Below are 23,341 nucleotides of genomic sequence, written 5' to 3' on the forward strand. Positions count from 1 at the left end.
CCGGTGCCATGTGACAGGCTGCCGCGCATGACCGAGGTGCTCTTCCGGGAGGCGGTCCGGGCCGACCTGCCCGCCGTCCTCGCCCTGCTCGCCGACGACGTCCTCGGCACGGCGCGCGACCTCGCCGAGGTGGACGAGGCGTACGAGCGGGCGTTCGCCGACATCACCGCCGACCCGCGCAACCAGCAGGTCGTGGCCGAGCGCGACGGTGAGATCGTCGGCTGCTGCCAGCTCACCTACATTCCGGGGCTGGGCCGCCACGGCGTCGAGCGGGCCCTCGTCGAGGCCGTGCGGGTCCGCTCCGACCTGCGCGGTCAAGGGCTGGGCCGGGCCATGATGACCTGGGCGATCGACCAGGCCCGGGCGCGCGGCTGCGGCCTGGTGCAGCTCACCACCGACAAGTCCCGCGCCGACGCGCACCGCTTCTATCGCGGCCTCGGCTTCACCGCCAGCCACGAAGGCATGAAGCTGACCCTCTGATCCGGGGCTCAGCCGTCGACCAGTTGCCCGTCGCGCAGGGTCAGGGTCCGGTCGGCCACCTCGATCAGGCTCGGATCGTGGGTGGCGACCAGGGCGGTCATGCCCCGGGCGTGCACCACCGCGCGGAGCAGGTCCATGATCGCCCGTCCGGTCTCCGAGTCGAGCTGGCCGGTCGGCTCGTCGGCGATCAGCAGGTCCGGTTCGTTGGCCAACGCCCGGGCCACCGCGACCCGCTGCTGCTGCCCGCCGGAGAGCTCGTACGGGCGCTGCCGGGCGTGCTCGCCGAGGCCGACCAGCTCCAGCAGCACCGCCACCCGCTGCTCGCGCTCCGCCGCCGGCACCCGGGCCAGCCGCAGCGGCACCCCGACGTTCTCGGCGGCGGAGAGGATCGGCACCAGCCCGAAGGTCTGGAACACGAAGCCCACCGTGCCCCGGCGCAGCCGCAGCAACTCGTCCTCCCCGGCGCCGGTGACGTCGTGCCCGGCCACCCGCACCCGTCCCGCGTCCGGCTGGTCCAGGCCACCGACCAGGTTCAACAGGGTGGTCTTGCCGGCTCCCGAGCGGCCCCGCACCGCGACCAGCTCGCCCCGGCCGGCGGTGAAGGAGACCTCCCGGACGGCGTGCACCGCGTGCCGCCCCCGGCCGAAGGTCCGGCTCACCCCCTCGACCCGGACCACCTCGTCGGTGACCGGCTCGGCGGCCCGGACGGCGGAAACCTGCTCGCTCATGCGTCACTCCCGTTCGGCTTCGGCGTGGGATCGCCGGGGCGGACCTGCACGTGGTCCGGTTCGAGGTCGAGGCGGACCCGGTCGCGGAGCGCCAGCGCGTCCACGAAGGACGCCGGTAGCTGCATCCGGCCGGTCCGGTCCAGCACCGCGTACTCCTCGCTGACCAGCTCGGTGCTGCCGTCGGCGCCGATCCGCGCGGTGCGGCGTACCTCGGAGGCGGTCCGGCCGTCGCGGATGGCGACGGTCCGGCGGACCTGGGTGGCCACGGCCTGGTCGTGGGTGACCACCACCACGGTCACCCCCAGCTCGGCGTTGATGGTGCGCAGCGCGGTGAAGACCTCCGCGCCGGTCGCCTCGTCCAGCTCACCGGTCGGCTCGTCGGCGAAGAGCACCTCGGGGTCGTTGGCCACCGCCACCGCCACCGCGCAGCGCTGCTGTTCCCCGCCGCTGAGCTGACCGGGCCGCCGGTCCGCGCAGTGGCCCACCCCGATCAGCTCCAGCAGCTCGTCGGCGCGCCGCCGGCCGGCCCGGCGGCCACCGGCCCGGCCGGCCAGCCGCATCGGCAGCTCCACGTTCTCCCGGGCGGTCAGGTACGGCAGCAGGTTCCGGCCGGTCTGCTGCCAGATGAACCCGACGGTGTCCCGCCGGTAGCTCAACCGGCGGCGGGTGGAGAGGGCGAGCAGGTCGTAGTCGGCCACCCGGGCGATCCCCGCCGTCGGGGTGTCCAGCCCGGACAGGATGTTCAGCAGGGTCGACTTCCCCGAGCCGGACGCGCCGACGATCGCCACCAGCTCACCCCGGTCGATCACCAGGTCGAGCCCCTGGAGGGCGACCACCTCGACCCCCTCGGTCTTGAAGATCCGGACCAGGCCGTCGCAGACGATGTGCCCCCGCAGCCGGTCCTGCCCGCCGGCCCGCTCGGCAGCCCGCTGTGCCGCCCGCCGTTGCAGGTCCGCCAGATCGGGTACGACGGGATTCTCCGCAGTAGTGGTCATCTCAGCTCTCCTCTCCGAGCCGGAGCACCTCGCCGAGGCGCATCCGACGGTTGTTCAGGGCCTCCACGGCGACGGCGAAGGCCAGGGCGACCGCGCCGAGCAGCACCATCCCGGCGACCAGGCCGGGTGCGAACGTCACCCGGACGGGCGCGCCGCTGGTGAACGCCGACAGCCCGAGCAGCGGGGTGAGCAGCAGCGGCAGCAGCACCCCGACCAGCGCGCCGGTCAGCACCGACACCCCCACCAGTGGGGCCAGCTCCACCAGCAGCAGGCCCCGCCACTGCCCTCGGGACAGGCCGAGGGTGCGCAGCCGGGACAGCACCTGCCCCCGGGCGCGGGCCCCGGCCAGCACGGTGAAGGCGACCGCGAGCAGGGCCAGCAGGCTGCCCGCCGCCGAGCCGGCGGTGAAGCCGAAGGCCAGCAGCCCGTTCGCGCCGCCGCCGCCCAGCCGCAGCCGGGTCTGCGACCAGGTCACCACAGCCACCCCACGGGGAGGTTCACCGGCGGTCACCGTGCCGCCGGTCTGGAAGCGGCGCTGCCCCTCGTCGCCGGCCCGGCCCAGCGCCCCGGCGTCCACCCGGTCGCCCGCCACCAGGAAGCCGGTGGGCACCGTGACGGAGTCCCGGCGGGGCAGCGCCTGCCAGGGCAGCACCACGTACCGGGTGGTGTTCTCCCGAGCCAGCGGGAAGTCGGCGACGGTGTCGGCCACCGTGAACTCGTACCGCTGGCCCTGCACCGCGACGAAGGCGGACCGCAGGCCGGCGTCGGCCAGGTCGGCGGCGACCGCCGGGGAGACCACCGCCGGCAGCGGCCCGCCGCCCGGTGTCGCGTCGCGCAGCGCGCCGGGCACCGGGACGTCCCGACCGGCGGCCCGCGCCGTCCGGACCAGCCCCGGGCCGTCGACCAGCAGGACGGTGGTCTCGCGGAGCCGGGCGTCGGTGCCGTCGGCGTCGGTGGCCAGCCGCTGCCCCGACTCGTCGACCAGCCCGGTCGCCGCCCGCACCCCGGGCAACCGTTCCAGGGCCGCACCGGTGTCCGGGGCGATCCGGTAGCCCCGGATCAGCGCGTCCGCCGGTACGGCCCGGGTGGCGGCCCGGTCCCGGGTGCTCTCGATGCCGGCGGCGACCACCGCGCAGAACGCGGCGGTGGCGACCGCGAGCACCACCACGACCAGCGGGGTGGCCACCGCCGCCCGGCCGGCCCGGGCGGTGCCCAGGAAGGCCACGCTCCCCCGGGCCCGGGCGGCGAGCCGGCCGGCCAGCCGCAGCGGCCACGGGTACAGCCGCAGCGCCAGCACCGCCGCGGCCACCGCGACCAGCGCCGGCACCGAGACCAGCAGCGGGTCGACCTCGCCGAGGGTGAGGCCCCGGCGGCGCAGCAGCACCACCGCGAGCCCGGCCAGCAGGACCAGGCCGGCTTCGCCGGTGGCCCGGCGGGCGGAGGGCCGCAACCGGACCAGGTCCCGCCGTCCCACCACGCCGGACGGTACGGCCAGCGTGGCCACCGGCAGCGCCAGGGTGACCAGCAGGGCCGCGCCGACGGCGAGCGGCGCGGTGCCGCCGGGCGCGCCGGGCAGCAGGCCGCCGAGCAGCCAGCCGAGCCCGGCGGCGGGCGGGACGACCAGCAGCGACTCGGCCAGGCTGCGCCGGGCCCCGCTGGTGAGGCCGCCGCCGCGGGCCCGGATCAGGGTGAACTCGGCTCGGCGGCGGCGCGCGGTGAGCCCGGCGGCCAGCACGACCAGCCCGGCCAGCGTCGCCAGCACCCCGGCCACGATGACGGCGAGCACGGTACGCGCCGAGGTGACCGCGCGGCTGAATTTCCGCAGCGGAATGTCGACGCCCTGGGTCAGCTCCACGTCGGTGCCGGCGGTGGTCCGCTGCAACCGCTGGATGCCGTCGGTGAGCGGGTCGATCCGGCGTACGTCGATGCCGGCGGCGGCGATCCGGTACCGCCAGGTGAACGACACCGGCCAGCCGGCGGCGACCTGCCGGTCCAGCGCGGCGGCGGCGACCACCCCGACCAGGATGAACGGCTGGGCGTCGCCGGGCGGCTCGACGACCTCCAGCACCGAGGGGAGGGCGTTCCAGATGCCGTCGGCCCGGTCGGTGGGCCGGAACAGCCCCACCACGGTCAGTGGGCCGGCCGGGCCGGTGCCGCCCCTGCTGAGCTCCCGGAGGGTGAGCCGGCTGCCGGTGCGCAGGTTGAACCGGGCGGCGATGTCGGCGTCCAGCGCCACCTGCACCGGCCCGCTGCCGGGGTTCTCGTCCGGCCAGCGCCCGTCGACCAGGGTGGCCCGCTCCTGGATCCCCGGCAGGGCGCGCAGCCCCAGGTCCACCAGGTAGTTGTCCCGGGCCAGGTCCGGCCCGGTGGCCCGGCCGGGTTCGGCCTGCGCCGCGTACCAGCGCTCGGCCACCGCCGCCCGGACGTCGGCCGGCATCTGCTGCTGGAGCGCGTCCAGTTCGGCCGCCCGGCTGGTCACCGGCGGGCCGCCGACGGCCGGCCGGGTGGTGTACGTCAGGTCGCGCATGGCGGCCGGCTCGGCGGCCAGGTGCTCCCGCAGCCCCTGGTCGGCGAGCCGGTTGATCACCCTCGGCACCCCGCTGACGAGCAGGGTGATGACCAGCGTCAGCGCGGCCAGCAGCAGGAACTGCCCACCGTTGGCCCGTACCCGGCGGGCCGCGGCACCGATGCCCATCGCTCGTCCTCCCCGGCCTCGGCCGTCCGTCCGTCCGTTCACCGATCTCCCCCGATCCGCAGCCGGGCCACGGCGACCCGCTGCCGGATCCCGGTGGCCATCGCCGCGCTGCACGCCAGCGCGGCCAGCAGGAGCCCCGCCGCGGTCAGCCCGATCGGCGTCCAGGCCAGTTCGAACGCCGGCTCGGGCACCGGCCGGCCGGCGGCCGGGGTGAGCACGACCAGCGGGGCCATGGTGGCGCCGACGGCCGCGCCGAGCAGCAGGCCGACCCCGACGCCGATCCCGGCGAGGAAGGTCTGTTCGGCGAGCAGCGCCCGGGCCAGCAGCCGGGGCGACGCGCCGAGGGTGTGCAGCACCGCGAACTCACCGAGCCGGTGCCGGGCGGTGGCCCAGACGTCCACCACCAGGCCGACCAGGGCGAGCAGCACCGATCCGAGGGCGGCGGCCAGCAGCCCCGTCCGGGCCCCCTGCCAGTACGGGTCGTCGGCGGCCACCGCCGCCGCCTGCCGGCGGTCGAGCAGGGTGGCCCCGGTCAGCGCGGCGGCGGTCCAGGCCGCTCCGGCGTGCCCCCCGTCGTCGGTGCGCAGCCACCACTCCGGCACCGACCGGACGGTGCCGGAGTCCCGCACCAGCCAGTCCGTCGCGGCGGGCAGGTCCAGCAGCACCCCGTCCCCGGCGGTGGCAGGCAGCGCGGCCACCTCGCCGACCAGCCGGACCGGCAGGGAGACCCCGGACAGGGCCAGCACGACGGTCTCCCCGGGCCGGACGTTCAGCGCGGCCCGGACGGCCGGCGTCATCAGGGCCGGTACGGGTTGGTTCGCGCCGGCCGGGACCACCGCGAAGCGGGAGGCCACCTGGTAGGCGTACTTGCCTCCGGCGAGGTACTTGACCTTTCGGGTGGCGGTCAGCCCGTCGCCGGTGACTCCGACGTCGGCCCGCTGGTCGGGCTGGCCGGTGACCACCGCCCACGCCCCGGTGAGCGGGGTGGGCGTCGGGCGGCCGTCCGGGCCGACGGTGCGTAGTCCACGCACCTCCATCGTGTACCCGACGCCGGCCACGTCCCCGCCGTCGGCCTCGAACCCGGCCAGCCGCAGCCCGTCGACCGCCGGCAGGGCGACGGTGAACGGGGTGACCTGGCCGTCGCTGTCGGTGCTCGCCACGGGCAGCCGCCAGGCCAGCCCGTCGGCCCGGGTGAGCAGCACCGACACGGCGATCCGGTGCGGGACGTAGGCGTCCTCGACCGGGGTGCGGACGGTGCCGGTGAGGCTACGGGCGTCGGCCGGCAGCGGCACCCCGGCGGCCGGTCCCCGGGCGGCGGCGAGCCGCCGGAACAGCTCCGCCGTGGGCTGGTCGGCCAGCCGGTCGCTGAGCTGCACCAGCCCGGTGGCGTGCGCGGCGTCCAGGCCGAGCACGGTGGCCTGCCGGTCGTCCCGGCCGACCCGGATGTCGTCCCGCCAGACCGGCAGCGCCCGGTCCACCCCGGGCAGCGCGGCCAGCGCGGCGGCCCGGTCGGTCGGTGCGACGCCGCTGCGTTCGACCAGCCGCAGGTCGGCGCCGACGGCGTGGTCGGCCTGGTCCACCTGGGACCGTTCCCCGGTGGTGACCAGGGACCAGGCCAGAGTGCTGCCGCCCACCGCGAGGGCGAGCAGCAGCACCGGCCCGGCGTGCGGACGTCGGCCCGCCTGCCACATGCCGAAGATGGTCGCGGTCCACGGGCGGCGGTCGACGAAACGCTCGGCGAACCGGGTGGCCGGTGGGAGCAGCCGCAGCGCCACCACCGCGCCGGCCAGCACCCCGAGCGTCGGGGCGGCGACCAGCAGCGGGTCCAGGCCGAGCCGGTTGCCCGCGCCGGCCAGCGGGGAGGAGTAGCGGCGGAGCTGCACCCAGGCCAGCACGGCGAAGGCGACCAGGGCCAGGTCGAGTCCGGCCCGGCTGACCGCGCCGGCCCGGCTGGGCCGGGACCGGGCGGCCAGGTCGGCCACGTACGTCCCCCCGCCGCGCAGGGTGGGCGCGACCATGGCGACCAGGCAGCCGGCGGCGGTGGCCGCAGCCGCCGCCCAGACCAGGGTGCCGCCGCCGATGGCGCTGCCCAGGTCGACCGGGCCGTCGGCGGCGAGCCGGCGCAGCGCCCCGCCGGCGAGCAGCGGCCCGAGCAGGGCGGCCGGGACGACCACCAGCGTCGCCTCCCGTGCGGCCAGGCCGGCGAGTTGTCGCCGGGCCGCGCCCCGGGCCCGCAGCAGGGCGGTCTGGCCGCGCCGGTCCTCGTGCAGCAGCGCGGCGATCAGCACCAGGGCGTACCCGCCGAGCACCACGATCAACAGCAGCGGGGTGGCCAGCGCGGAGCGTCCGGCCAGGTCGGCGCGGCTGATCCGGTCGATCAGCCGGTCCATCGAGGTGACGGCCTGCGCGGAGGAGCCGAGTCCGGCCGACTCGGGGACCTTCGTCGCGGCGGTGCTGACCGCCCGGCGCAGCTCGGGCAGCCGGGCCGCCCCGACGGCGGCCAGGTCGGGGGCGACCACCCAGGCGGCGGAGACCGAGCCGGGGAAGGTGGCCGCGAAGTCGGTCGGGTCCAGCACGAACGGCCCGTACGAGGATCCGGGCTCGGTGTCGGCGCCGACGGTGAGGCCGGGGGCGAGCCGCCAGTACGTGTCGGCCGGGTCGCGGGGTCGCCAGGTGCCGGAGAGCACCACGTCGGTCCGCCGGTCGGCGCTGCGGTCGCGCATCGGCACCCGGTCGCCGGTGCGCAGGCCGAGCGCGCCGGCGACCTTCTCCGGCAGGGTGACCTGGAGCGGGGCGGCACCGGCCGCCGGCCAGGCGCCGTCGACGAGGTCGGCGTGCCGGGGCAGGTCGTCCAGGGTGGCCAGGGTGGCGAAGACCGGGTCGGTGCCGGACCGGGTCGCCCCGCCGAGGTCGCCGGTGAGTTCCCGCCCGGTGCCGTAGCGGGCGGCGGTGACGGTGACGGGGGTGCCCGCGAGGGCGGCGGTGAAGCCGTCCCGGACGGCCCGGTCCCGGGCGGTGAACTCGGCGGCGTCGCGCCCGCCGGAGCCGCTGACCAGCAGGCTGCGCTCCTCGACGGGCGCGGAGCCGAGCAACGCCCGTTGCCCGGCGTCGACCGCCCGCCGGTTGAAATCGGCGAGCCCGGTCACCAACGCGACCGCGACCAGCGCGGCGGCCACCGCCGCCAGCAGCAGTCCCTGCGCCTCGCGGGCCCGCCTCCACACCAGCTTCATCCGACGCCTCCCCCGGGCCCTGGGTTGGGCCGACGGAGAGGGAGAGCGGTGACGGCCCCGGAAAGGTTCGCGCCCGTTACTTGATCGTTATCCCGGTGCGGCCACCCGGCGGCTGGCGGCGGCCTGCTTGGATCGGCGGCATGGAGACCGCTCTCATCCTGCTGGCCGTGGCCCTCGTCCTGTCCCTGGTGCTCCGGCTGCCCCGCCGCGACCGTCAGGACCGCAGCACGCTCCGGCTGGTGGAGATCGAACGCCGGTTGCAGTTGATGATGGACCAGCTCGGCATTGTCGACCAGGGGCCGGCACTGCCCGGGGTACGGGAACACCTGGCCCGGGGCGACAAGATCAAGGCGATCAAGGCGTACCGGCAGGCGACCGGGGTGGACCTGCGCACCGCCAAGGAGGCGGTGGAGGCGATGGCCGCCGGCCGGTGACGCAGTGGCGGTTCCGGTTCGCCGGTGGCGCCTGGGTCTCGACGGTGCTCGGTCAGCTCGCCGACAGGTCCGGTCGGTGCTCGCTGATCCACGCCTCGACGTCGACCTTCCGCCAGACCTTGCCCATTGCCAGCACGGCCACGGGCTCGGGGAAGTTCCGCTGGTTGGCGATCACGGAGGCGCGTTGCCGGGAGATGTTCCCGAGCATCGCCCTGATCTCCGACACGCCCACGAGGTCCACGGGTTGACGATGACAGCAGGAACCCATCTCGACGCCGACAACTACGGAGGCCGTTGACACTGACAACGGGCAGGGACAACATAGGTGGATGCCCACGCCGAGAATCTCTGCCGCTGGTGACCGACAGCGCCGGGCCGTACGCCCGCACCTGCCGATGCGGCCCCGGTGGCTGTGCCGGGTGTGCGCCGCACCCTGGCCGTGCCCGCCCGCCCGCCCGCCTGCTGCTGACCCTGGAGTACCGACGGGACCGGGTGGCGCTCTCCGTCTACCTGGCCGGTCAGTTGTTCGACGCCACCGCGGACCTGATCGCGTTGAATCCGACCTCGGCCCCGTCCCCGGCGGAACTGTTCGACAGATTCCTGGCCTGGACGGCCCGGACCCCCATGTGATCGACGAATTGGCCGACGTGCCACCGTCGCGCGCTACTCGACGAGCAGCGCCAGCAATCCGGTAAGCGCGACCAGGACCGCCGCCACCCCGCCGAGCACGGCCGGCAGGCTCCTGAGGTATTCCAGGATCACGAAATTCCGGTCCGGTGCCTTACCGCCCCTCTGCCCGCTTCTCGCCACGGCCGCCATGGTGCTTCCCCTGTCCGAACCCGAGCATGTTGAGGTGAACTGGAGCCGCCGACCTCTCCCCACCCGATGCCGGGACATATGCCCTGGTCAGGTGGGCGCAGACGGCGTCCGGACATCCTCCCTTTCATATTCGACGGTAGGGTTGTCGGCTGCTCGACCGCAATAACCGTCACCGGAAAGGTGGTGGATGAATGCCATTTTCACGCGCGTGAGTGGCACTTCCGGGAGATGGTTTCCGAAACCGGAGAGGCCCGGGGTTTCCGCCTTTTCAGGCGGTGTTCTCGTCGGCGGGGCGCTTCGCCCGGCTGGGCTGCACCCGTTTCGGCTCACCCGGCATCTTCGGATGGTCCGGCGGGTACGGCAGGTCGCCCTGGCCGGCGGCGGCGTCCCGGTCCGCCCACTCCAGTAGCGGGGCGAGGTCGAAGGCGTCGGCGTCGATGCCGGCGTGCGGGTCACCGCGCTCGGCCAGCCGGGCCGGCACGGAGCGCAGGTCGAAGTCGTCCGGGTCGACGTCGGGCAACTCGTCCCAGGTGACCGGGGTGGAGACGGTGGCGCGGGCGTTGGCCCGCAGCGAGTACGCGCAGGCGATCGTCCGGTCCCGGGCCATCTGGTTGTAGTCGACGAAGACCCGCTGGCCGCGCTCCTCCTTCCACCAGGCGGTGGTGACCAGCTCGGGGCGACGCCGCTCCAGTTCCCGGGCCAGCGCGATGGTGGCCCGGCGTACCTCGGTGAACGTCCAGCGGGGGGCGATCCGCAGGTAGACGTGCACGCCCCGGCCGCCGGAGGTCTTCGGCCAGCCGGTCGCGCCCAGCTCGGCGAGGATCCCGCGCAGCTCGGCGGCGGCGGTGGCCGCGTGGGTGAAGTCGGTGCCGGGCTGCGGGTCGAGGTCCACCCGCAGCTCGTCGGGGTGGTCGACCTCGGCGGCGCGTACCGGCCAGGGATGGAACACCACCGTGCCCATCTGGGCGGCCCAGGCGACGTGGGCGAGGTCGACCGGGCAGAGTTCGTCGGCGCCGCGCCCGCTGGGGAAGGTGATGCCGGCGGTACGCACCCAGGGCGGCACACCCCGGGCGGGGATCCGCTTCTGGAAGAACATCTCCCCCTCGACCCCCTCGGGGAAGCGTTGCAGGGTGGTCGGCCGGTCCCGCAGGGCCCGCATGATGCCGTCGCCCACCGACAGGTAGTAGTGGAAGACGTCAGCCTTGGTGAAGCCACGCCCCGGGAAGATCACCCGATCCGGGCTGCTCAGCCGGACGGTGTGCCCGGCCACCTCGATCTCGGTCGCCGTCGCCTTCGTGCCACCAGCCATTCCGCGACCATATGCGATGCCCCCGACGTCCGACGTACCGTTGACGGGTGAGTCTTGACGAGAACGAACTGCCCCGTACCGAGGACGAGTGGCGGGTCCGGCTGACCCCGGCGGAGTTCCGGGTGCTGCGCGAGGCCGGCACCGAGCCTCCGTGGACCGGCGAGTACGTCGACACCAAGACCCCCGGGGTCTACCACTGCCGGGCCTGTGGGCTGGAGCTGTTCGCCAGCGACACGAAGTTCGACTCGCACTGCGGCTGGCCGAGCTTCGACGACGCCATCCCGGGCCGGGTCAAGGAGATCCAGGACCGCAGCCTCGGCATGGTCCGTACGGAGATCCGCTGCGCGCGCTGCGACAGCCACCTGGGGCACGTCTTCCACGGTGAGGGCTTCACCCCGAAGGACACCCGGCACTGCGTGAACTCGGTCTCCATCCGGCTGGAGCCGAAGCAGGGCTGACCCCGGCGGCCCCGGACGCAGCCTGAGCCGGACGCGGGCGGACGCAGCCTGAGCCGGACGCGGGCGGAGGCGGGCGGAGACGGAGCCGGCCGGAGACAAAGCCGGCCGGACACGGGCGGAGGCGGGCGGCGCTCAGAGCAGCAGGAGGCTGCCCTCGTCGTCCACCCGGTCGGCGGAGTCGTCGTCGAGCCAGACGCCCCCGGTGGCAAGGTAGCGGAAGCGGTGCTGACCGGGGCCGAGCCGCACGGTCACCGTACGGGTGCCGTCGCGGCGGGCGACCAGCTCGTGCCGGCCGGGTTCCCAGCCGTTGAAGCAGCCGACGACGCTGACCGCGCCGGGCGGGGTGTTCCGGGGCAGGCAGAAGGTGACCCGGGTCTGGTTGCCGAAGAGTTTGCTGCGCTTGATCACGTCATCCTCCGGGGTCGAGGCGTCTCACCAGGCCCAACGCGCGACACGCCGGAGACGAAACGCCGTCGAACCTGATCGGCTTACGGTATTTCGACCCTGTTGGACCCACCCTGGCGCACCCTGATGGCAGATGTTCTGATTCGGGGGGTGTGACAGGTGGCTACCTGCGAGGTCTGCGGCAACGACTACTGGATGACGTTCGAGGTGCGCACGGTCAGCGGTGACGTGCACACCTTCGACTGCTTCGAGTGCGCGGCGCACAAGCTCGCGCCGATCTGCGAACACTGCCAGGTGAAGATCATCGGGCACGGGGTGGAGGTCGGCGGCCGGTTCTTCTGCTGCGGGCACTGCGCCCGCGCGGTGGAGTCCCAGGGCACCGAGATCCGCGACGCGGTTGGCGCCCGCCCCGCCTGACCGCACCGCCCGACCGCGCCACCGCCGGCAGCCCGCTACCGCGCCCACCCTCGGACGACCCGCCGCACCGCGCACACCGTGGGACGACCCGCCGCACGCGCCCACCCCGGGACGGCCGCCCGCCGGGCACACCGAGCGCCCGGCCCGGCCGCGCCCACCCCGGGACGGCCGTCCGCCGGGCACACCGGGCGCCCGGCCGGGCCGCGCCCACCATCGCGGCGTCCCGGGCCTACCATCGCGGGATGCCGGAACCCACCACGCACACGGCGAGCTTCGCCGAGTTGGACGCGCGCACCTTCCACGACCTGCTCCGGCTGCGCATCGACGTGTTCGTGGTGGAGCAGGCGTGCCCGTACCCGGAGCTGGACGGCCGGGACGTCGAGCCCGGCACCCGACACCTCTGGCTGGCCCACGACGGCGCCCCGCTGGCGTACCTGAGGATCCTGGCCGACCCGGGCGGCGTGGCGCGGATCGGCCGGGTGGTGGTGGCGACGGGGGCCCGTGGCGGTGGGCTCGCCGCCCGGCTGATGACCGAGGCGCTGCGGCTGGTCGGCGACCGGCCGTGCGTGCTGGAGGCCCAGGCCCACCTGGCCGGCTTCTATGCCGGCCACGGCTTCACGGTCACCGGCCCCGAGTACGTCGAGGACGGCATCCCGCACATCCCGATGAGCCGGACGAACTGACCCGCCGACCGCTGGGGCCGGCCGACCGCTGCGGCCGGCCGACCGCTGCGGCCGGGTTGACCACTGAGGCGGGCCGACCACCAAGGCCGGGCCGACCGCCCGGCAGACGTGGGGGCGAGCACTCACCTGGGGTCGGGCCGACCACTCGCCGGGGCGGGGCCGGCCCACCGGTCGAGACATTGACGGATACCGCTTTCCTGTGCAACTCTGCGGGGGCAGAGCCGTCACGGGAGCCACAGCAAGGGCACGGGAGGGGGCAACTCCCGGCCGTCCGGGCGTCGTCGACCGACCCCATCACCCCGGAGGCTCCATGTCCACCCTCCCGCGCAGACGACCCGCCGCCCTGGTGGCGTCGCTGCTCACCATCGGCACGATCATCGCGCTGCTGCTCACCACCGCCCTGGCCAACTCGGCGTCCGCCCACGGTTCGGTGGTGGACCCGGCGTCACGCAACTACGGCTGCTGGCAACGCTGGGGCAGCGACTTCCAGAACCCCAAGATGGCCACCGAGGACCCGATGTGCTGGCAGGCCTGGCAGGCCGACCCGAACGCGATGTGGAACTGGAACGGCCTGTTCCGCGAGGGTGTCGCCGGCAACCACCAGGGTGCCATTCCGGACGGCCAGCTCTGCAGCGGCGGGCGCACCCAGAGCGGCCGGTACAACGCCCTGGACACCGTCGGCGCCTGGAAGACCACGCCGACCACCACCAACTTCAGGATCAAGTTCTTCGACCAGGCCAGTCACGGCGCCGACTACATCCGGGTGTACGTGACCAAGCAGGGCTTCAACGCCCTGACCAAGCCCCTGGCCTGGAGCGACCTGGAGTTGGCCGGCCAGATCGGCAACACCCCGGCCTCCCAGTGGACGCCGGACACCGGCGGCGTGTCGATCCAGGTGCCGGCGAACGCGCCGGGCCGCTCCGGCCGGCACATCGTCTACACCATCTGGCAGGCCAGCCACCTGGACCAGTCGTACTACCTGTGCAGTGACGTCGACTTCGGTGGCAGCGGCCCGACCACGCCGCCCACCACCGCCCCGCCGACGACCGCCCCGCCCACCACGCCCCCGCCGACCACCACCCCGCCCACCACCACGCCGCCGACCACGGTCCCGCCGACCACGGTCCCGCCGGCCGGTCGCTGCACGGCCACCTACCGGGTGACCTCGCAGTGGAGCGGCGGGTTCCAGGGTGAGGTCGACGTGACCGCCGGCGCGACGGCGATCAAGGGCTGGACGGTGAACTGGACGTACACGGGCGGCCAGCAGCTCAGCCAGTCCTGGAACGCCACGGTGACCAGCAGCGGGTCCACCGTGACGGCCCGCAACGTCAGCTACAACGGCGCGCTGGCCGCCGGGGCGAAGACGACCTTCGGCTTCCTCGCCTCCGGCACCGGCGCCAACCCGACCCCCACCTGTACCGCCACCCTGTGATGGTGCGGCTGGACGAGCGGGCCACCCGACCGGGGTGACTCACCCTCGCCAGTCGGGACGCAACAACAAGGAAGTAGTGGCCTCCTGGTCGGCGGGAGGCCACTACTTCCTGTATCGAGCACGATCTTGGACGGGCGCCCCGGACGGCACGGGCGCACCGATCCGGCGACCCGGGCGGGCCCGCAAAATGCGTCAGACCAGGCTGTTGACGATGTCGGCGACCGCGCGACGCCGGCCGGTGTAGAACGGGACCTCCTCGCGTACGTGCCGGCGGGCGCCGGAGGCCCGCAGGTCCCGCATCAGGTCGACGATCCGGTGCAGCTCGTCGGCCTCGAAGGCCAGCATCCACTCGTAGTCGCCGAGGGCGAACGAGGCGACCGTGTTGGCCCGTACGTCCGGGTAGCCCCGGGCCATCTTGCCGTGCTCGGCGAGCAGTTCCCGCCGCTCGGCGTCCGGCAGCAGGTACCACTCGTACGACCGGACGAACGGGTAGACGCACAGGTACGGGCGGGGCGCCTCGTCGGCGAGGAACGCCGGGATGTGGCTCTTGTTGAACTCCGCCGGCCGGTGCAGCGCGAGCTGCGACCAGACCGGGGTGAGCGCCCGGCCCAACGTGGTCCGACGGAACCGCAGGTAGGCGTCCTGGAGGGCGTCGCTGGACGACGAGTGCCACCAGATCATCAGGTCCGCGTCGGCGCGCAGCCCGGCCACGTCGTAGGTGCCCCGGACCACCACGTCTTTGGCGGCCAGCTCCTCGAAGAGGGACTCGACCTCACCGGTGACGTTCTCCCGCAGCGCCGGCAGCGCGCCGGTGGCCCGGTACACCGACCACATGGTGTACCGGACGGTGGCGTTGAGCTCCTTGAGCCGGGCCGCGTTGGTCTGCTCGGTCATTGACCCGATCCTCCCAGTGCTTCGATGATCTCCCCGGCCGCCGTCTCGCCGGAGCGGACGCAGACCGGGATGCCCACCCCGTCGTGGCCGGCGCCGGCCAGCACCAGCGTGGGGTGGGACGTGCGCAGCGCCGCCCGGGTGGCGGCCACCCGGCCGGCGTGACCGGGGGTGTACTGGGGCAGCGCGCCACCCCAGCGCTGCACGTGGCTGGCGACCGGCGCGGGCAGCGCCACCCCGAGCACCCGCGACAGCTCCCGGTGCACGGTGCCGACCAGGTCGTCGTCGGTGAGCTGGAGCGAGGTCTCCTCGCCGTACCGGCCGACGGAGGCGCGGACCAGGGCGAGCCCGTCCGGGGCGGCCAGGTGGCCCCACTTGGTGGTGAAGAAGGTGGACGCCTTGATCAGCAGCCCCTCGGTGGCCGGCACCAGGAAGCCGGAGAGCCGGGGCAGCGCCGGCTCGGGCAGGGCCAGGGTGATCAGCGCGACGCTGGCGTAGTCGAGGTCACCGACGGTCGCCGCGATCTCGGGGGCGAACCCGGCGAGCAGCCGGGCGGCGGGCCGGGCCGGCACGGTGAGCAGCACCGCGTCCGCCTCGACCAGCTCCGGGTCGCGGGTCGGCCCGACGGTGAGCCGCCAGCCGTCGGCGGTGGGGGTCAGCTCACGGACCGCCGCGTTCCGGCGGATCGTCGCGCCGCTGGCCGTCGCCGCCGCCTCGACCAGCCGGCTCAACCCGCCGGTCAGGGTGCCGAAGACCGGGGCCCCGGGGGCGCGCGGGGCGGCGGCCTGGGCGGCCCGGACCGCCCCGACCAGGGTGTGCTCCACCCGGGCCGCGCGGGCCAGCGCCGGCATGGTGGTGACCAGCGACAGGTCGTCGGCCCGGCCGGCGTAGACGCCGCCGAGCATCGGGTCGACCAGCCGGTCCACCACCTGGTCGCCGAGCCGGGCGCGGACCAGCGCGCCGACGGCGACGTCCTCGTCGGCGGCGAGCAGCGGTCGGCCGGCGTCCCGGTCGGCGTCCGCCGCCGGCTCCGCCACCGCCGCCACCCGGTCCAGGTCCCCCGGTACGCCCACCAGCGTGCCGGCCGGCACTGGGCGCAGCTCCCCGTCGACGGCGAGCGCGGCCTGCCCGACGGTGGGGTGCACGATCGCCTCGGCCAGCCCGAGCCGGCGGGCCAGCGTCACCGCGGCGGACTCGCCGCCGGCCGGGTCCCGCATCAGGAACGACTCGGCGCCGAGCTCCACCGTACGGCCGGCCAGTTCGCCGGTGCGCAGCTTGCCGCCGAGCGCGCCGGACTGCTCGTACACGGTGATCTCGGTGCCGGTGGGGGTGCGGTCACGCAACCGGACGGCGGCGGCCAGCCCGGTGATCCCGCCACCGACCACCGCCACCCGCCACGGCCGCGCCACGGCGACTCAGCCCTGCTCGTCCCGGCGCGCGGACACCTCGTGCACCAGCGCGACCACCCGGGTCAGCACGTCGGGGTCGGTCTCCGGCAGCACGCCGTGGCCGAGGTTGAACACGTGCCCGGGGGCGGCCCGGCCCTGCTCGACGATCCGCCGCACCTCGGCCTCCACCACCGGCCAGGGGGCGAACAGCACGGTCGGGTCGAGGTTGCCCTGCACCGCCCGGTCCGGGCCGATCCGGCGGCTGGCCACGTCCAGCGGGGTACGCCAGTCCACGCCGACCACGTCGGCGCCGGCCTCGCCCATCGCGCCGAGCAGCTCGGCGGTGCCCACCCCGAAGTGGATCCGGGGCACCCCGGCGTCGGCCAGCCCGGACAGCACGGCGGTGGAGTGCGGCAGCACGAAGCGGCGGTAGTCGGCCTCGGACAGCGCGCCGGCCCACGAGTCGAAGAGCTGCACGGCGGAGACCCCGGCGTCGACCTGTACCCGCAGGAAGGACAGGGTCACCTCGGCGAGGCGGGCGCAGAGCGCGTGCCACAGCTCCGGCTCGCCGTACATCAGCGCCTTGGTCTTCGCGTGGGTGCGCGACGGCCCGCCCTCGACCAGGTAGCTGGCCAGGGTGAACGGCGCACCGGCGAAGCCGATCAGCGGGGTGTCGCCCAGCTCGGCGACGAGCAGCCGGACCGCCTCGTCCACGTAGGACACGTCGTCGCGGGTGATCGGGCGGATCCGCGCCACGTCGTCGGCGGTGCGGACCGGCGCGGCGACCACCGGCCCGGTGCCGGGCACGATGTCCAGGTCGACGCCGGCCGCGGCGACCGGGACCACGATGTCGCTGAACAGGATCGCCGCGTCGACCCGGTGCCGGCGGACCGGCTGGAGGGTGATCTCGGTGACCAGCTCGGGACGGCGGCAGGACTCCAGCATCGCCACGTTGGCCCGGATCTCCCGGTACTCCGGCAGCGACCGGCCGGCCTGGCGCATGAACCAGACCGGGGTGTGCGGGCCGGACTCGCGGCGGCAGGCCCGGACGAAGGGCGAGTCGGCCGGCCCGCCACGGCGGGGTGCTCCGTCTCGGGCGGCAGTGCCCGTGGTGTCGGTGGTCATCGCGGCAATCGTGCCACGGGCCGGGGCGGGGCCGGCGGGCAGCGCCGCGTTTTGTGACCCGCGACCGTTGCGCCCGACGCGGTCCCGCCCCACGCCTCGGCCCGCACCGCACGCCCGAACGCCTGGTACGCCTCGTGCTTCGGCGTGCCGTCCGGGCGGGCGGCGGCGCGGCGGCATAGGCTGCCGGTCATGGCCCCCCCGATCGCGCTCCCGGAGACCTTCGCCCGCGCGGTCTCCGGGCTGCGGTCGGTCACCCCCCGGGAGGAGATCGTCCTGGAGGAGGTCGGCGCACCGCAGCGGCTCGCGCCGTTCGCCTTCGCGCTCTCCGCCGCGGTGCCGCGCGACGAGGACGACGTGGCCACCGGGCGGCTGATCCTGCTGCACGACCCGGCCGGGCACGAGGCGTGGCAGGGCACCCTGCGGCTGGTCACCTACGTGACGGCGGAGCTGGAGGTCGACCTGGCCGCCGACCCGCTGCTGCCCGGGGTGGGCTGGACCTGGCTGACCGACGCCCTGGAGGCGAACGACGCCCGGTACCGGGCGGCCGGCGGCACGGTCACCCAGACCCTGTCGACCCGGTTCGGCGAGCTGGCCGGGCCGCCCGCCGCCGGGGACATCGAGATCCGGGCGTCCTGGACGCCGCTCGGCGAGGACCTGGCCCCGCACCTGCTGGCCTGGTGCGCCCTGCTGGCCTCCACCGCGGGGCTGCCGCCACCCGGGGTCACCGCGCTCGCCGAGCGCCGGCCGGCCGGCGCGGCCTGACCCGTCGGCCGGCCCGCGCCGACCCGGCTCGGGGGCGACCCGGCTCCGGCCCGTCGGCCGACGCCTGCCGGGCGGGCCGGTTGTCCGGTCTCGGGCCGGTTGTCCGCACGGTACGGACCACCGCCGGACACCTGGACGACACACGGCGGACCGGCTGCGCACACCGCATCGCCCGGCGCACTAGGGTTGTCAGGTGACCGACGAACCACCCCTGCGCCGTCGGGCCGTCGAAAGCCGCACCGGAGACGCTCCGCCCTCGGCCGTGCCGGAGCCGGCGGGCGCGGGCACCGAGCAGCCCAGCGGCGGCCCCGTCCCGCTGACCGCACCCCGTGACGGCACCCCCCAGCCGGTGGCCACCCCGGCGGAACTCGACGCCGTCGTGGCCCGCTTCGCCGCGGGCAGCGGCCCGGTGGCCCTGGACGCCGAACGCGCCTCCGGCTACCGCTACAGCCAACGGGCCTATCTGGTGCAGCTCCGCCGGGCGGGGGCCGGCACGACGCTGATCGACCCGCTGCCGCTGCCCGACCTGACGGCGCTGGACGAGGCGATCGGCGGCACCGAGTGGGTGCTGCACGCCGCCAGCCAGGATCTGCCCTGCCTGGCCGAACTGGGGCTGCGCCCGCGCCGGCTGTTCGACACCGAGCTGGCCGCCCGGCTGGCCGGTTTCGAACGGGTCGGCCTGGCGGCGCTGACCGAGCAGTTGCTCGGCTACACCCTGGAGAAGCACCACTCGGCGGCGGACTGGTCGAGCCGGCCGCTGCCCGAGTCCTGGCTGACCTACGCCGCGCTGGACGTGGAGATGCTGGTCGACCTGCGGGACGCGCTGGACGCGGAGCTGGCCCGGCAGGGCAAGTCGGAGTGGGCGGCGGAGGAGTTCGCCGCGCTGATCGCCTGGGGTGCCCGGCCGCCCCGGGTCCGGGCGGAGCCGTGGCGGCGTACCTCCGGCATCCACCGGGTGCGGGGGTCCCGGGCCCAGGCCCGGGTCCGTTCGCTCTGGTACGCCCGGGACCAGATCGCGGCCCGCCGGGACGCCGCTCCGGGTCGGGTGCTGCCCGACTCGGCGATCGTCGCCGCCGCCGAGCTGGACCCGAAGGACGAGAAGACGCTGCTGACCCTGCCCGGCTTCGGGGGTCGCTCGGTACGCCGGCTGGCCCGCACCTGGCTGACGGCGCTGGACGACGCCCGGCAGTTGCCGGAGGACGCGCTGCCGGTCGCGCCGGCGGTGGAGGGTCCGCCCCCGCCGCACCGCTGGGCGGAGCGGGACCCGGTGGCGGCCGGCCGGCTGGCCCGCTGCCGCGAGGTGGTGGTGCGGCTCGCCGGTGAGCACCGCCTGCCACCGGAGAACCTGATCACCCCAGACTCGGTCCGCCGCCTCGCCTGGCAGCCGCCCGACGAGATCACCGGGGAGACCGTGGCGGAGACCCTGCGCGGTTTCGGCGCGCGGGAGTGGCAGCTCTCCCTCCTCCTCCCGGCCCTCGCCGAAGCCCTCCTCACCCCCATCCCCTGATCCCTCGCCGCACCCCGCCGTCCGGTCGGTCACGAGGTCCGGGTCCCGCCACACCACCGGCGGGACGCGAGCCCCGTGCTCGACGAGGCCGGAACGCCACCGTGGGTGTGGGGTGGGCCACACCAGGGGTGGTGACGGGCATGGTTACCGGCGAGTAGCATCCGAGGAAATGCCAGCGCCGGCCGACCCTCATCCGGCCCGTGGCGCCGCCCGGCGGCGCGGCGGCCGAATCATGGTCGAAGAGGAGGCTTGAAGTGCCCCGTGAAGTTCGGAATGTCGTCTTCGTCGACGGCGTCCGCACCCCGTTCGGCAAGGCGGGTGGCATGTACGCCAACACCCGCGCCGACGACCTGGTGATCCGCTGCATCCGCGAACTGCTGCGCCGCAACCCGCAGCTACCCCCGGAGCGGGTCGAGGAGGTGGCCATCGCCGCCACCACCCAGATCGGCGACCAGGGTCTCACCATCGGCCGCACCGCCGCCCTGCTGGCCGGCCTGCCCAAGACCGTGCCCGGCTTCGCCGTCGACCGGATGTGCGCGGGCGCGATGACCGCCGTCACCGCCGTCGCCGGTGGCATCGCCATGGGCGCGTACGACGTCGCGATCGCCGGCGGTGTCGAGCACATGGGCCGGCACCCGATGGGCGAGGGCGTCGACCCCAACCCGCGGATCATCGCGGAGAAGCTGGTCGACCCGTCCGCCCTGGTCATGGGTGCCACCGCGGAGAACCTGCACGACCGGGTCCCGCACGTCACCAAGCAGCGCACCGACGCCTTCGCGCTCGCCTCACAGCAGCGCACCGCCAAGGCGTACGCCAACGGCAAGCTCCAGGACGACCTGGTGCCGGTCGCGATCCGCGACACCGAGGGCGGCTGGGGCCTGGCCACCACCGACGAGGCCCCCCGGGATACCTCGCTGGAGAAGCTGGCCACCCTGAAGACCCCGTTCCGCCCGCACGGCAAGGTCACCGCGGGCAACGCCGCCGGCCTGAACGACGGCGCCACCGCCAGCCTGCTGGCCGACGAGGCCACCGCCCGCGAGCTGGGCCTGCCGATCGCCATGCGACTGGTGTCGTACGGCTACGTCGGCGTCGAGCCCGAGGTGATGGGCGTCGGCCCGATCCCGTCGACCGAGAAGGCGCTGCGCATCGCCGGCCTGACCATCGACGACATCGGCCTGTTCGAGCTGAACGAGGCGTTCGCCGTGCAGGTGCTCGCCTTCCTCGACCACTTCGGCATCGCCGACGACGACCCCCGGGTCAACCCGTGGGGCGGCGCGATCGCCATCGGGCACCCGCTCGCCTCCTCGGGCGTCCGGCTGATGACCCAGCTCGCCCGGCAGTTCGCCGAGCACCCCGAGGTCCGCTACGGCCTCACCGCCATGTGCATCGGCATCGGCATGGGCGGCACCGTGATCTGGGAGAACCCACACTGGACGGAGTCCGGCACGCCGGCACAGCGGGAGGGTGGAGACAAGTGAGCGCGCTCGTGGCACCGAACGAGGTGGTCACCCGGGCGCTGCTGCGCCAGGTGAACGTGCCCGGCCTGGACCGGCCGGCCGCCCTGATCACCCTGGACAACGGCTTCGACCACACCAAGCCGAACAGCTTCGGCCCGGCCGGCCTGACCAGCCTGGACGAGGCGATCACCGCCGCCCTGGCGGCGGACCCGGCGTTCGTCGCGGTCACCGGCAAGCCGTACATCTTCTGCGTCGGCGCCGACATCACCAGCCTGCCGCAGCTCGCCGACCGTGATCAGGCGCTGGCGGTCGGCCGGCTCGGTCACCGGGTCTTCGCCCGGCTCAAGGACAGCGCGGTGCCCACCTTCGCCTTCGTCAACGGCGCGGCGATGGGCGGCGGCCTGGAGCTGGCCCTGCACTGCCACTACCGGACGCTGTCGGCGGGCGCGGCGGCCCTCGCGCTGCCCGAGGTCTCGCTGGGCCTGGTGCCCGGCTGGGGCGGCACCCAACTGCTGCCGAACCTGATCGGCATCCCGGCGGCGACCCAGGTGATCCTGCAGAACCCGCTGATGCAGAACAAGATGCTCAAGCCGAAGCAGGCCGCCGAGCTGGGCATCGCGGACGTGCTGCTGGAGCCGGCCGACTTCCTGGAGCGCTCCCTGGAGTGGGCCGCCGGGGTGGTCCGGGGCGAGGTCACCGTGGTCCGGCCCGAGGTCGACAGGGACATGTGGGCGGGCGTGCTCTACTTCGCCCGGCAGACCCTCGACCAGCGGCTGCACGGCGCGGTCCCGGCCGCGTACCGGGCGTTGGACCTGCTGGAGACGGCGAAGGACGCCGACTTCGCCACCGGCACCGCCGCCGAGGACGAGGCCCTGGCCGACCTGGTCTTCTCCGAGGAGCTGCGCAGCGGCCTGTACGCCTTCGACCTGGTGCAGCGGCGGGCCAAGCGGCCGGCCGGCGCGCCGGACAAGGGCCTGGCCCGGCCGGTCACCAAGGTCGGCATCGTGGGGGCCGGCCTGATGGCCAGCCAGCTCGCGCTGCTGTTCGCCCGCCGCCTCCAGGTGCCGGTGGTGCTGACCGACCTGGACCAGTCCCGGGTGGACAAGGGGGTGGCCTACGTGCACACCCAGGTCGAGAAGGCCGTCAGCAAGGGCCGGATGGACAAGGGCACGGCCGCCAGGCTGTACGGCCTGGTCAGCGGCACGGTCGACAAGGGCGCGTTCGCGGACGCCGACTTCGTCATCGAGGCGGTCTTCGAGGACCTGGACGTCAAGAAGCAGGTCTGGGCCGAGCTGGAGAAGATCGTCAAGCCGGAGGCGGTGCTCGCGACGAACACCTCGTCGCTGTCCATCAGCGCGATGGCCGCCGAGCTGGAGCACCCGGAGCGGGTGGTCGGCTTCCACTTCTTCAACCCGGTCGCCGTGCTGCCGCTGCTGGAGATCGTCCGCGGCGAGCGGACCGACGACGCCACCCTGGCCACCGCCTTCGCCGTCGGCAAGCAGCTCAAGAAGTCCTCGGTGCTGGTGAAGGACGCCCCGGCGTTCGTGGTCAACCGGCTGCTCACCCGGTTCCTGGGCACCGTCTTCGCCGCCGTCGACGCGGGCACCCCGCTGGACGTGGCGAACAGCGCGCTGGACCCGCTGGGCCTGCCGATGCGTCCGCTCGCCCTGCTCCAGCTCGTCGGGCCGGCCGTGGCGTACCACGTGGGCGGCACCCTGCACGCCGCGTTCCCGGACCGGTTCGGCGTCAGCGAGAACCTCCGGCGGATCGCCGACTCGGGTCAGCCGATCGTCGTCGACGACCAGATCAACGACGAGGTGGCCCGGCTGCTGGTGGTCGGGGACCAGCCGCTCACCGCCGAGCAGGTGCGGCAGAACGCGCTCGACGCGCTGGCGGGTGAGATCCGGCTGATGCTCGACGAGGGCGTCGTCGCCGAGGCGCAGGACATCGACCTGTGCCTGATCCTCGGTGCCGGCTGGCCGTTCCACCTGGGCGGCGTCACGCCGTACCTGGACCGGACCGGCACCTCCGAGCGGGTCACCGGGCAGCGCTTCCTGCCGCCGGGGGTGGCCGGCCTGCCCGCCTGAGCCAGCTCCGGAATCCCGCGATCGCGGTGGTCGGTGGCG

General features: G+C 74.9%; 20 protein-coding genes and 1 pseudogene. 11 read left to right on the forward strand and 10 right to left on the reverse strand.

Features of this window, described 5'->3' with window-relative positions; translation table 11 throughout:
* Window positions 1-27 precede the first annotated feature (27 nt).
* Window positions 28-480, forward strand: coding sequence for a GNAT family N-acetyltransferase (locus ACIQG9_RS13210; protein WP_400401212.1), 453 nt, complete (start codon window positions 28-30; stop codon window positions 478-480).
* Window positions 481-488: 8 nt separating this feature from the next.
* Here ACIQG9_RS13210 and ACIQG9_RS13215 read toward each other — a convergent pair whose 3' ends face one another.
* The 4 genes from ACIQG9_RS13215 to ACIQG9_RS13230 are packed head-to-tail and all read right to left on the reverse strand — an operon-like array spanning window position 489 to window position 8,128.
* Window positions 489-1,208, reverse strand: a complete 720-nt coding sequence (locus tag ACIQG9_RS13215) for an ABC transporter ATP-binding protein (protein ID WP_400401214.1) — start codon at window positions 1,206-1,208, stop codon at window positions 489-491.
* On the reverse strand, window positions 1,205-2,203 hold the full coding sequence (locus ACIQG9_RS13220; RefSeq protein WP_400401216.1) for an ABC transporter ATP-binding protein: 999 nt from the start codon (window positions 2,201-2,203) through the stop codon (window positions 1,205-1,207). Before ACIQG9_RS13220 ends, ACIQG9_RS13215 begins: the two co-directional genes overlap by 4 nt.
* Before the next feature lies 1 nt (window position 2,204).
* Window positions 2,205-4,898, reverse strand: coding sequence for an FtsX-like permease family protein (locus ACIQG9_RS13225; RefSeq protein WP_400401218.1), 2,694 nt, complete (start codon window positions 4,896-4,898; stop codon window positions 2,205-2,207).
* Window positions 4,899-4,936: 38 nt separating this feature from the next.
* A complete protein-coding gene (locus ACIQG9_RS13230; protein ID WP_400401220.1) occupies window positions 4,937-8,128 on the reverse strand; it encodes an FtsX-like permease family protein in 3,192 nt (1,063 codons plus the stop codon).
* A gap of 140 nt (window positions 8,129-8,268) precedes the next feature.
* On the opposite strand from ACIQG9_RS13230, the gene ACIQG9_RS13235 reads away from it, so the two are divergent.
* Window positions 8,269-8,562, forward strand: coding sequence for a DUF6793 family protein (locus ACIQG9_RS13235; RefSeq protein WP_400401223.1), 294 nt, complete (start codon window positions 8,269-8,271; stop codon window positions 8,560-8,562).
* Window positions 8,563-8,614: 52 nt separating this feature from the next.
* Here the strand turns inward: ACIQG9_RS13235 and ACIQG9_RS13240 are convergent, their stop codons facing one another.
* Window positions 8,615-8,803 (reverse strand): hypothetical protein, encoded by a 189-nt coding sequence (locus ACIQG9_RS13240; protein WP_400401225.1) that lies wholly within the window; start codon window positions 8,801-8,803, stop codon window positions 8,615-8,617.
* A gap of 88 nt (window positions 8,804-8,891) precedes the next feature.
* Here ACIQG9_RS13240 and ACIQG9_RS13245 point away from each other — a divergent pair.
* A pseudogene (locus tag ACIQG9_RS13245) lies at window positions 8,892-9,192 on the forward strand (hypothetical protein).
* 457 nt (window positions 9,193-9,649) lie between these two features.
* On the opposite strand, the gene ligD reads toward ACIQG9_RS13245, so the two are convergent.
* Window positions 9,650-10,690, reverse strand: a complete 1,041-nt coding sequence (gene ligD / locus ACIQG9_RS13250; protein WP_400401227.1) for a non-homologous end-joining DNA ligase — start codon at window positions 10,688-10,690, stop codon at window positions 9,650-9,652.
* 47 nt (window positions 10,691-10,737) lie between these two features.
* Between ligD and msrB the strand changes: the two genes are divergently transcribed.
* Window positions 10,738-11,148: a peptide-methionine (R)-S-oxide reductase MsrB gene (gene msrB / locus ACIQG9_RS13255; protein ID WP_400401229.1), complete on the forward strand. Its 411-nt coding sequence runs from the start codon at window positions 10,738-10,740 to the stop codon at window positions 11,146-11,148.
* A gap of 132 nt (window positions 11,149-11,280) precedes the next feature.
* On the opposite strand, the gene ACIQG9_RS13260 is transcribed toward msrB, so the two are convergent.
* Entirely contained in the window at window positions 11,281-11,556 is a 276-nt protein-coding gene (locus ACIQG9_RS13260; RefSeq protein ID WP_400401231.1) for a glycoside hydrolase, read from the reverse strand.
* A gap of 156 nt (window positions 11,557-11,712) precedes the next feature.
* On the opposite strand from ACIQG9_RS13260, the gene ACIQG9_RS13265 reads away from it, so the two are divergent.
* The 3 genes from ACIQG9_RS13265 to ACIQG9_RS13275 all read left to right on the forward strand — a co-directional run bounded on the left by ACIQG9_RS13265 (window position 11,713) and on the right by ACIQG9_RS13275 (window position 14,085).
* Complete coding sequence (locus ACIQG9_RS13265) at window positions 11,713-11,970, forward strand: Prokaryotic metallothionein (protein WP_400401233.1); 258 nt, start codon at window positions 11,713-11,715, stop codon at window positions 11,968-11,970.
* A gap of 242 nt (window positions 11,971-12,212) precedes the next feature.
* Entirely contained in the window at window positions 12,213-12,653 is a 441-nt protein-coding gene (locus ACIQG9_RS13270; protein ID WP_400401235.1) for a GNAT family N-acetyltransferase, read from the forward strand.
* A 310-nt stretch (window positions 12,654-12,963) separates the two neighbouring features.
* On the forward strand, window positions 12,964-14,085 hold the full coding sequence (locus ACIQG9_RS13275) for a lytic polysaccharide monooxygenase (RefSeq protein ID WP_400401237.1): 1,122 nt from the start codon (window positions 12,964-12,966) through the stop codon (window positions 14,083-14,085).
* 192 nt (window positions 14,086-14,277) lie between these two features.
* On the opposite strand, the gene hemQ is transcribed toward ACIQG9_RS13275, so the two are convergent.
* The 3 genes from hemQ to hemE are packed head-to-tail and all read right to left on the reverse strand — an operon-like array spanning window position 14,278 to window position 17,489.
* The gene (gene hemQ, locus ACIQG9_RS13280; RefSeq protein WP_400401239.1) at window positions 14,278-14,979 is read right to left on the reverse strand and encodes a hydrogen peroxide-dependent heme synthase; all 702 of its coding nucleotides are present in this window, start codon (window positions 14,977-14,979) and stop codon (window positions 14,278-14,280) included.
* Window positions 14,976-16,385 (reverse strand): protoporphyrinogen oxidase, encoded by a 1,410-nt coding sequence (gene hemG / locus ACIQG9_RS13285; RefSeq protein WP_400401241.1) that lies wholly within the window; start codon window positions 16,383-16,385, stop codon window positions 14,976-14,978. The genes hemQ and hemG overlap by 4 nt, the downstream gene beginning before the upstream one ends.
* Before the next feature lie 6 nt (window positions 16,386-16,391).
* Window positions 16,392-17,489, reverse strand: a complete 1,098-nt coding sequence (gene hemE / locus ACIQG9_RS13290) for a uroporphyrinogen decarboxylase (RefSeq protein ID WP_400401243.1) — start codon at window positions 17,487-17,489, stop codon at window positions 16,392-16,394.
* Window positions 17,490-17,678: 189 nt separating this feature from the next.
* Here hemE and ACIQG9_RS13295 point away from each other — a divergent pair, with 189 nt between their 5' ends.
* The 4 genes from ACIQG9_RS13295 (at window position 17,679) to ACIQG9_RS13310 (ending at window position 23,302) form a co-directional block, all read left to right on the forward strand.
* Window positions 17,679-18,251, forward strand: coding sequence for a DUF3000 domain-containing protein (locus ACIQG9_RS13295; protein WP_400401245.1), 573 nt, complete (start codon window positions 17,679-17,681; stop codon window positions 18,249-18,251).
* 193 nt (window positions 18,252-18,444) lie between these two features.
* Window positions 18,445-19,758, forward strand: a complete 1,314-nt coding sequence (locus ACIQG9_RS13300; protein ID WP_400401247.1) for a ribonuclease D — start codon at window positions 18,445-18,447, stop codon at window positions 19,756-19,758.
* A 254-nt stretch (window positions 19,759-20,012) separates the two neighbouring features.
* Complete coding sequence (locus ACIQG9_RS13305; RefSeq protein WP_400401249.1) at window positions 20,013-21,236, forward strand: thiolase family protein; 1,224 nt, start codon at window positions 20,013-20,015, stop codon at window positions 21,234-21,236.
* Complete coding sequence (locus tag ACIQG9_RS13310; protein ID WP_400401251.1) at window positions 21,233-23,302, forward strand: 3-hydroxyacyl-CoA dehydrogenase NAD-binding domain-containing protein; 2,070 nt, start codon at window positions 21,233-21,235, stop codon at window positions 23,300-23,302. Before ACIQG9_RS13305 ends, ACIQG9_RS13310 begins: the two co-directional genes overlap by 4 nt.
* The last annotated feature ends 39 nt before the right edge of the window (window positions 23,303-23,341 follow it).

This window comes from Micromonospora sp. NPDC092111 (assembly GCF_044755745.1).
Taxonomy (GTDB): Bacteria; Actinomycetota; Actinomycetes; order Mycobacteriales; family Micromonosporaceae; genus Micromonospora.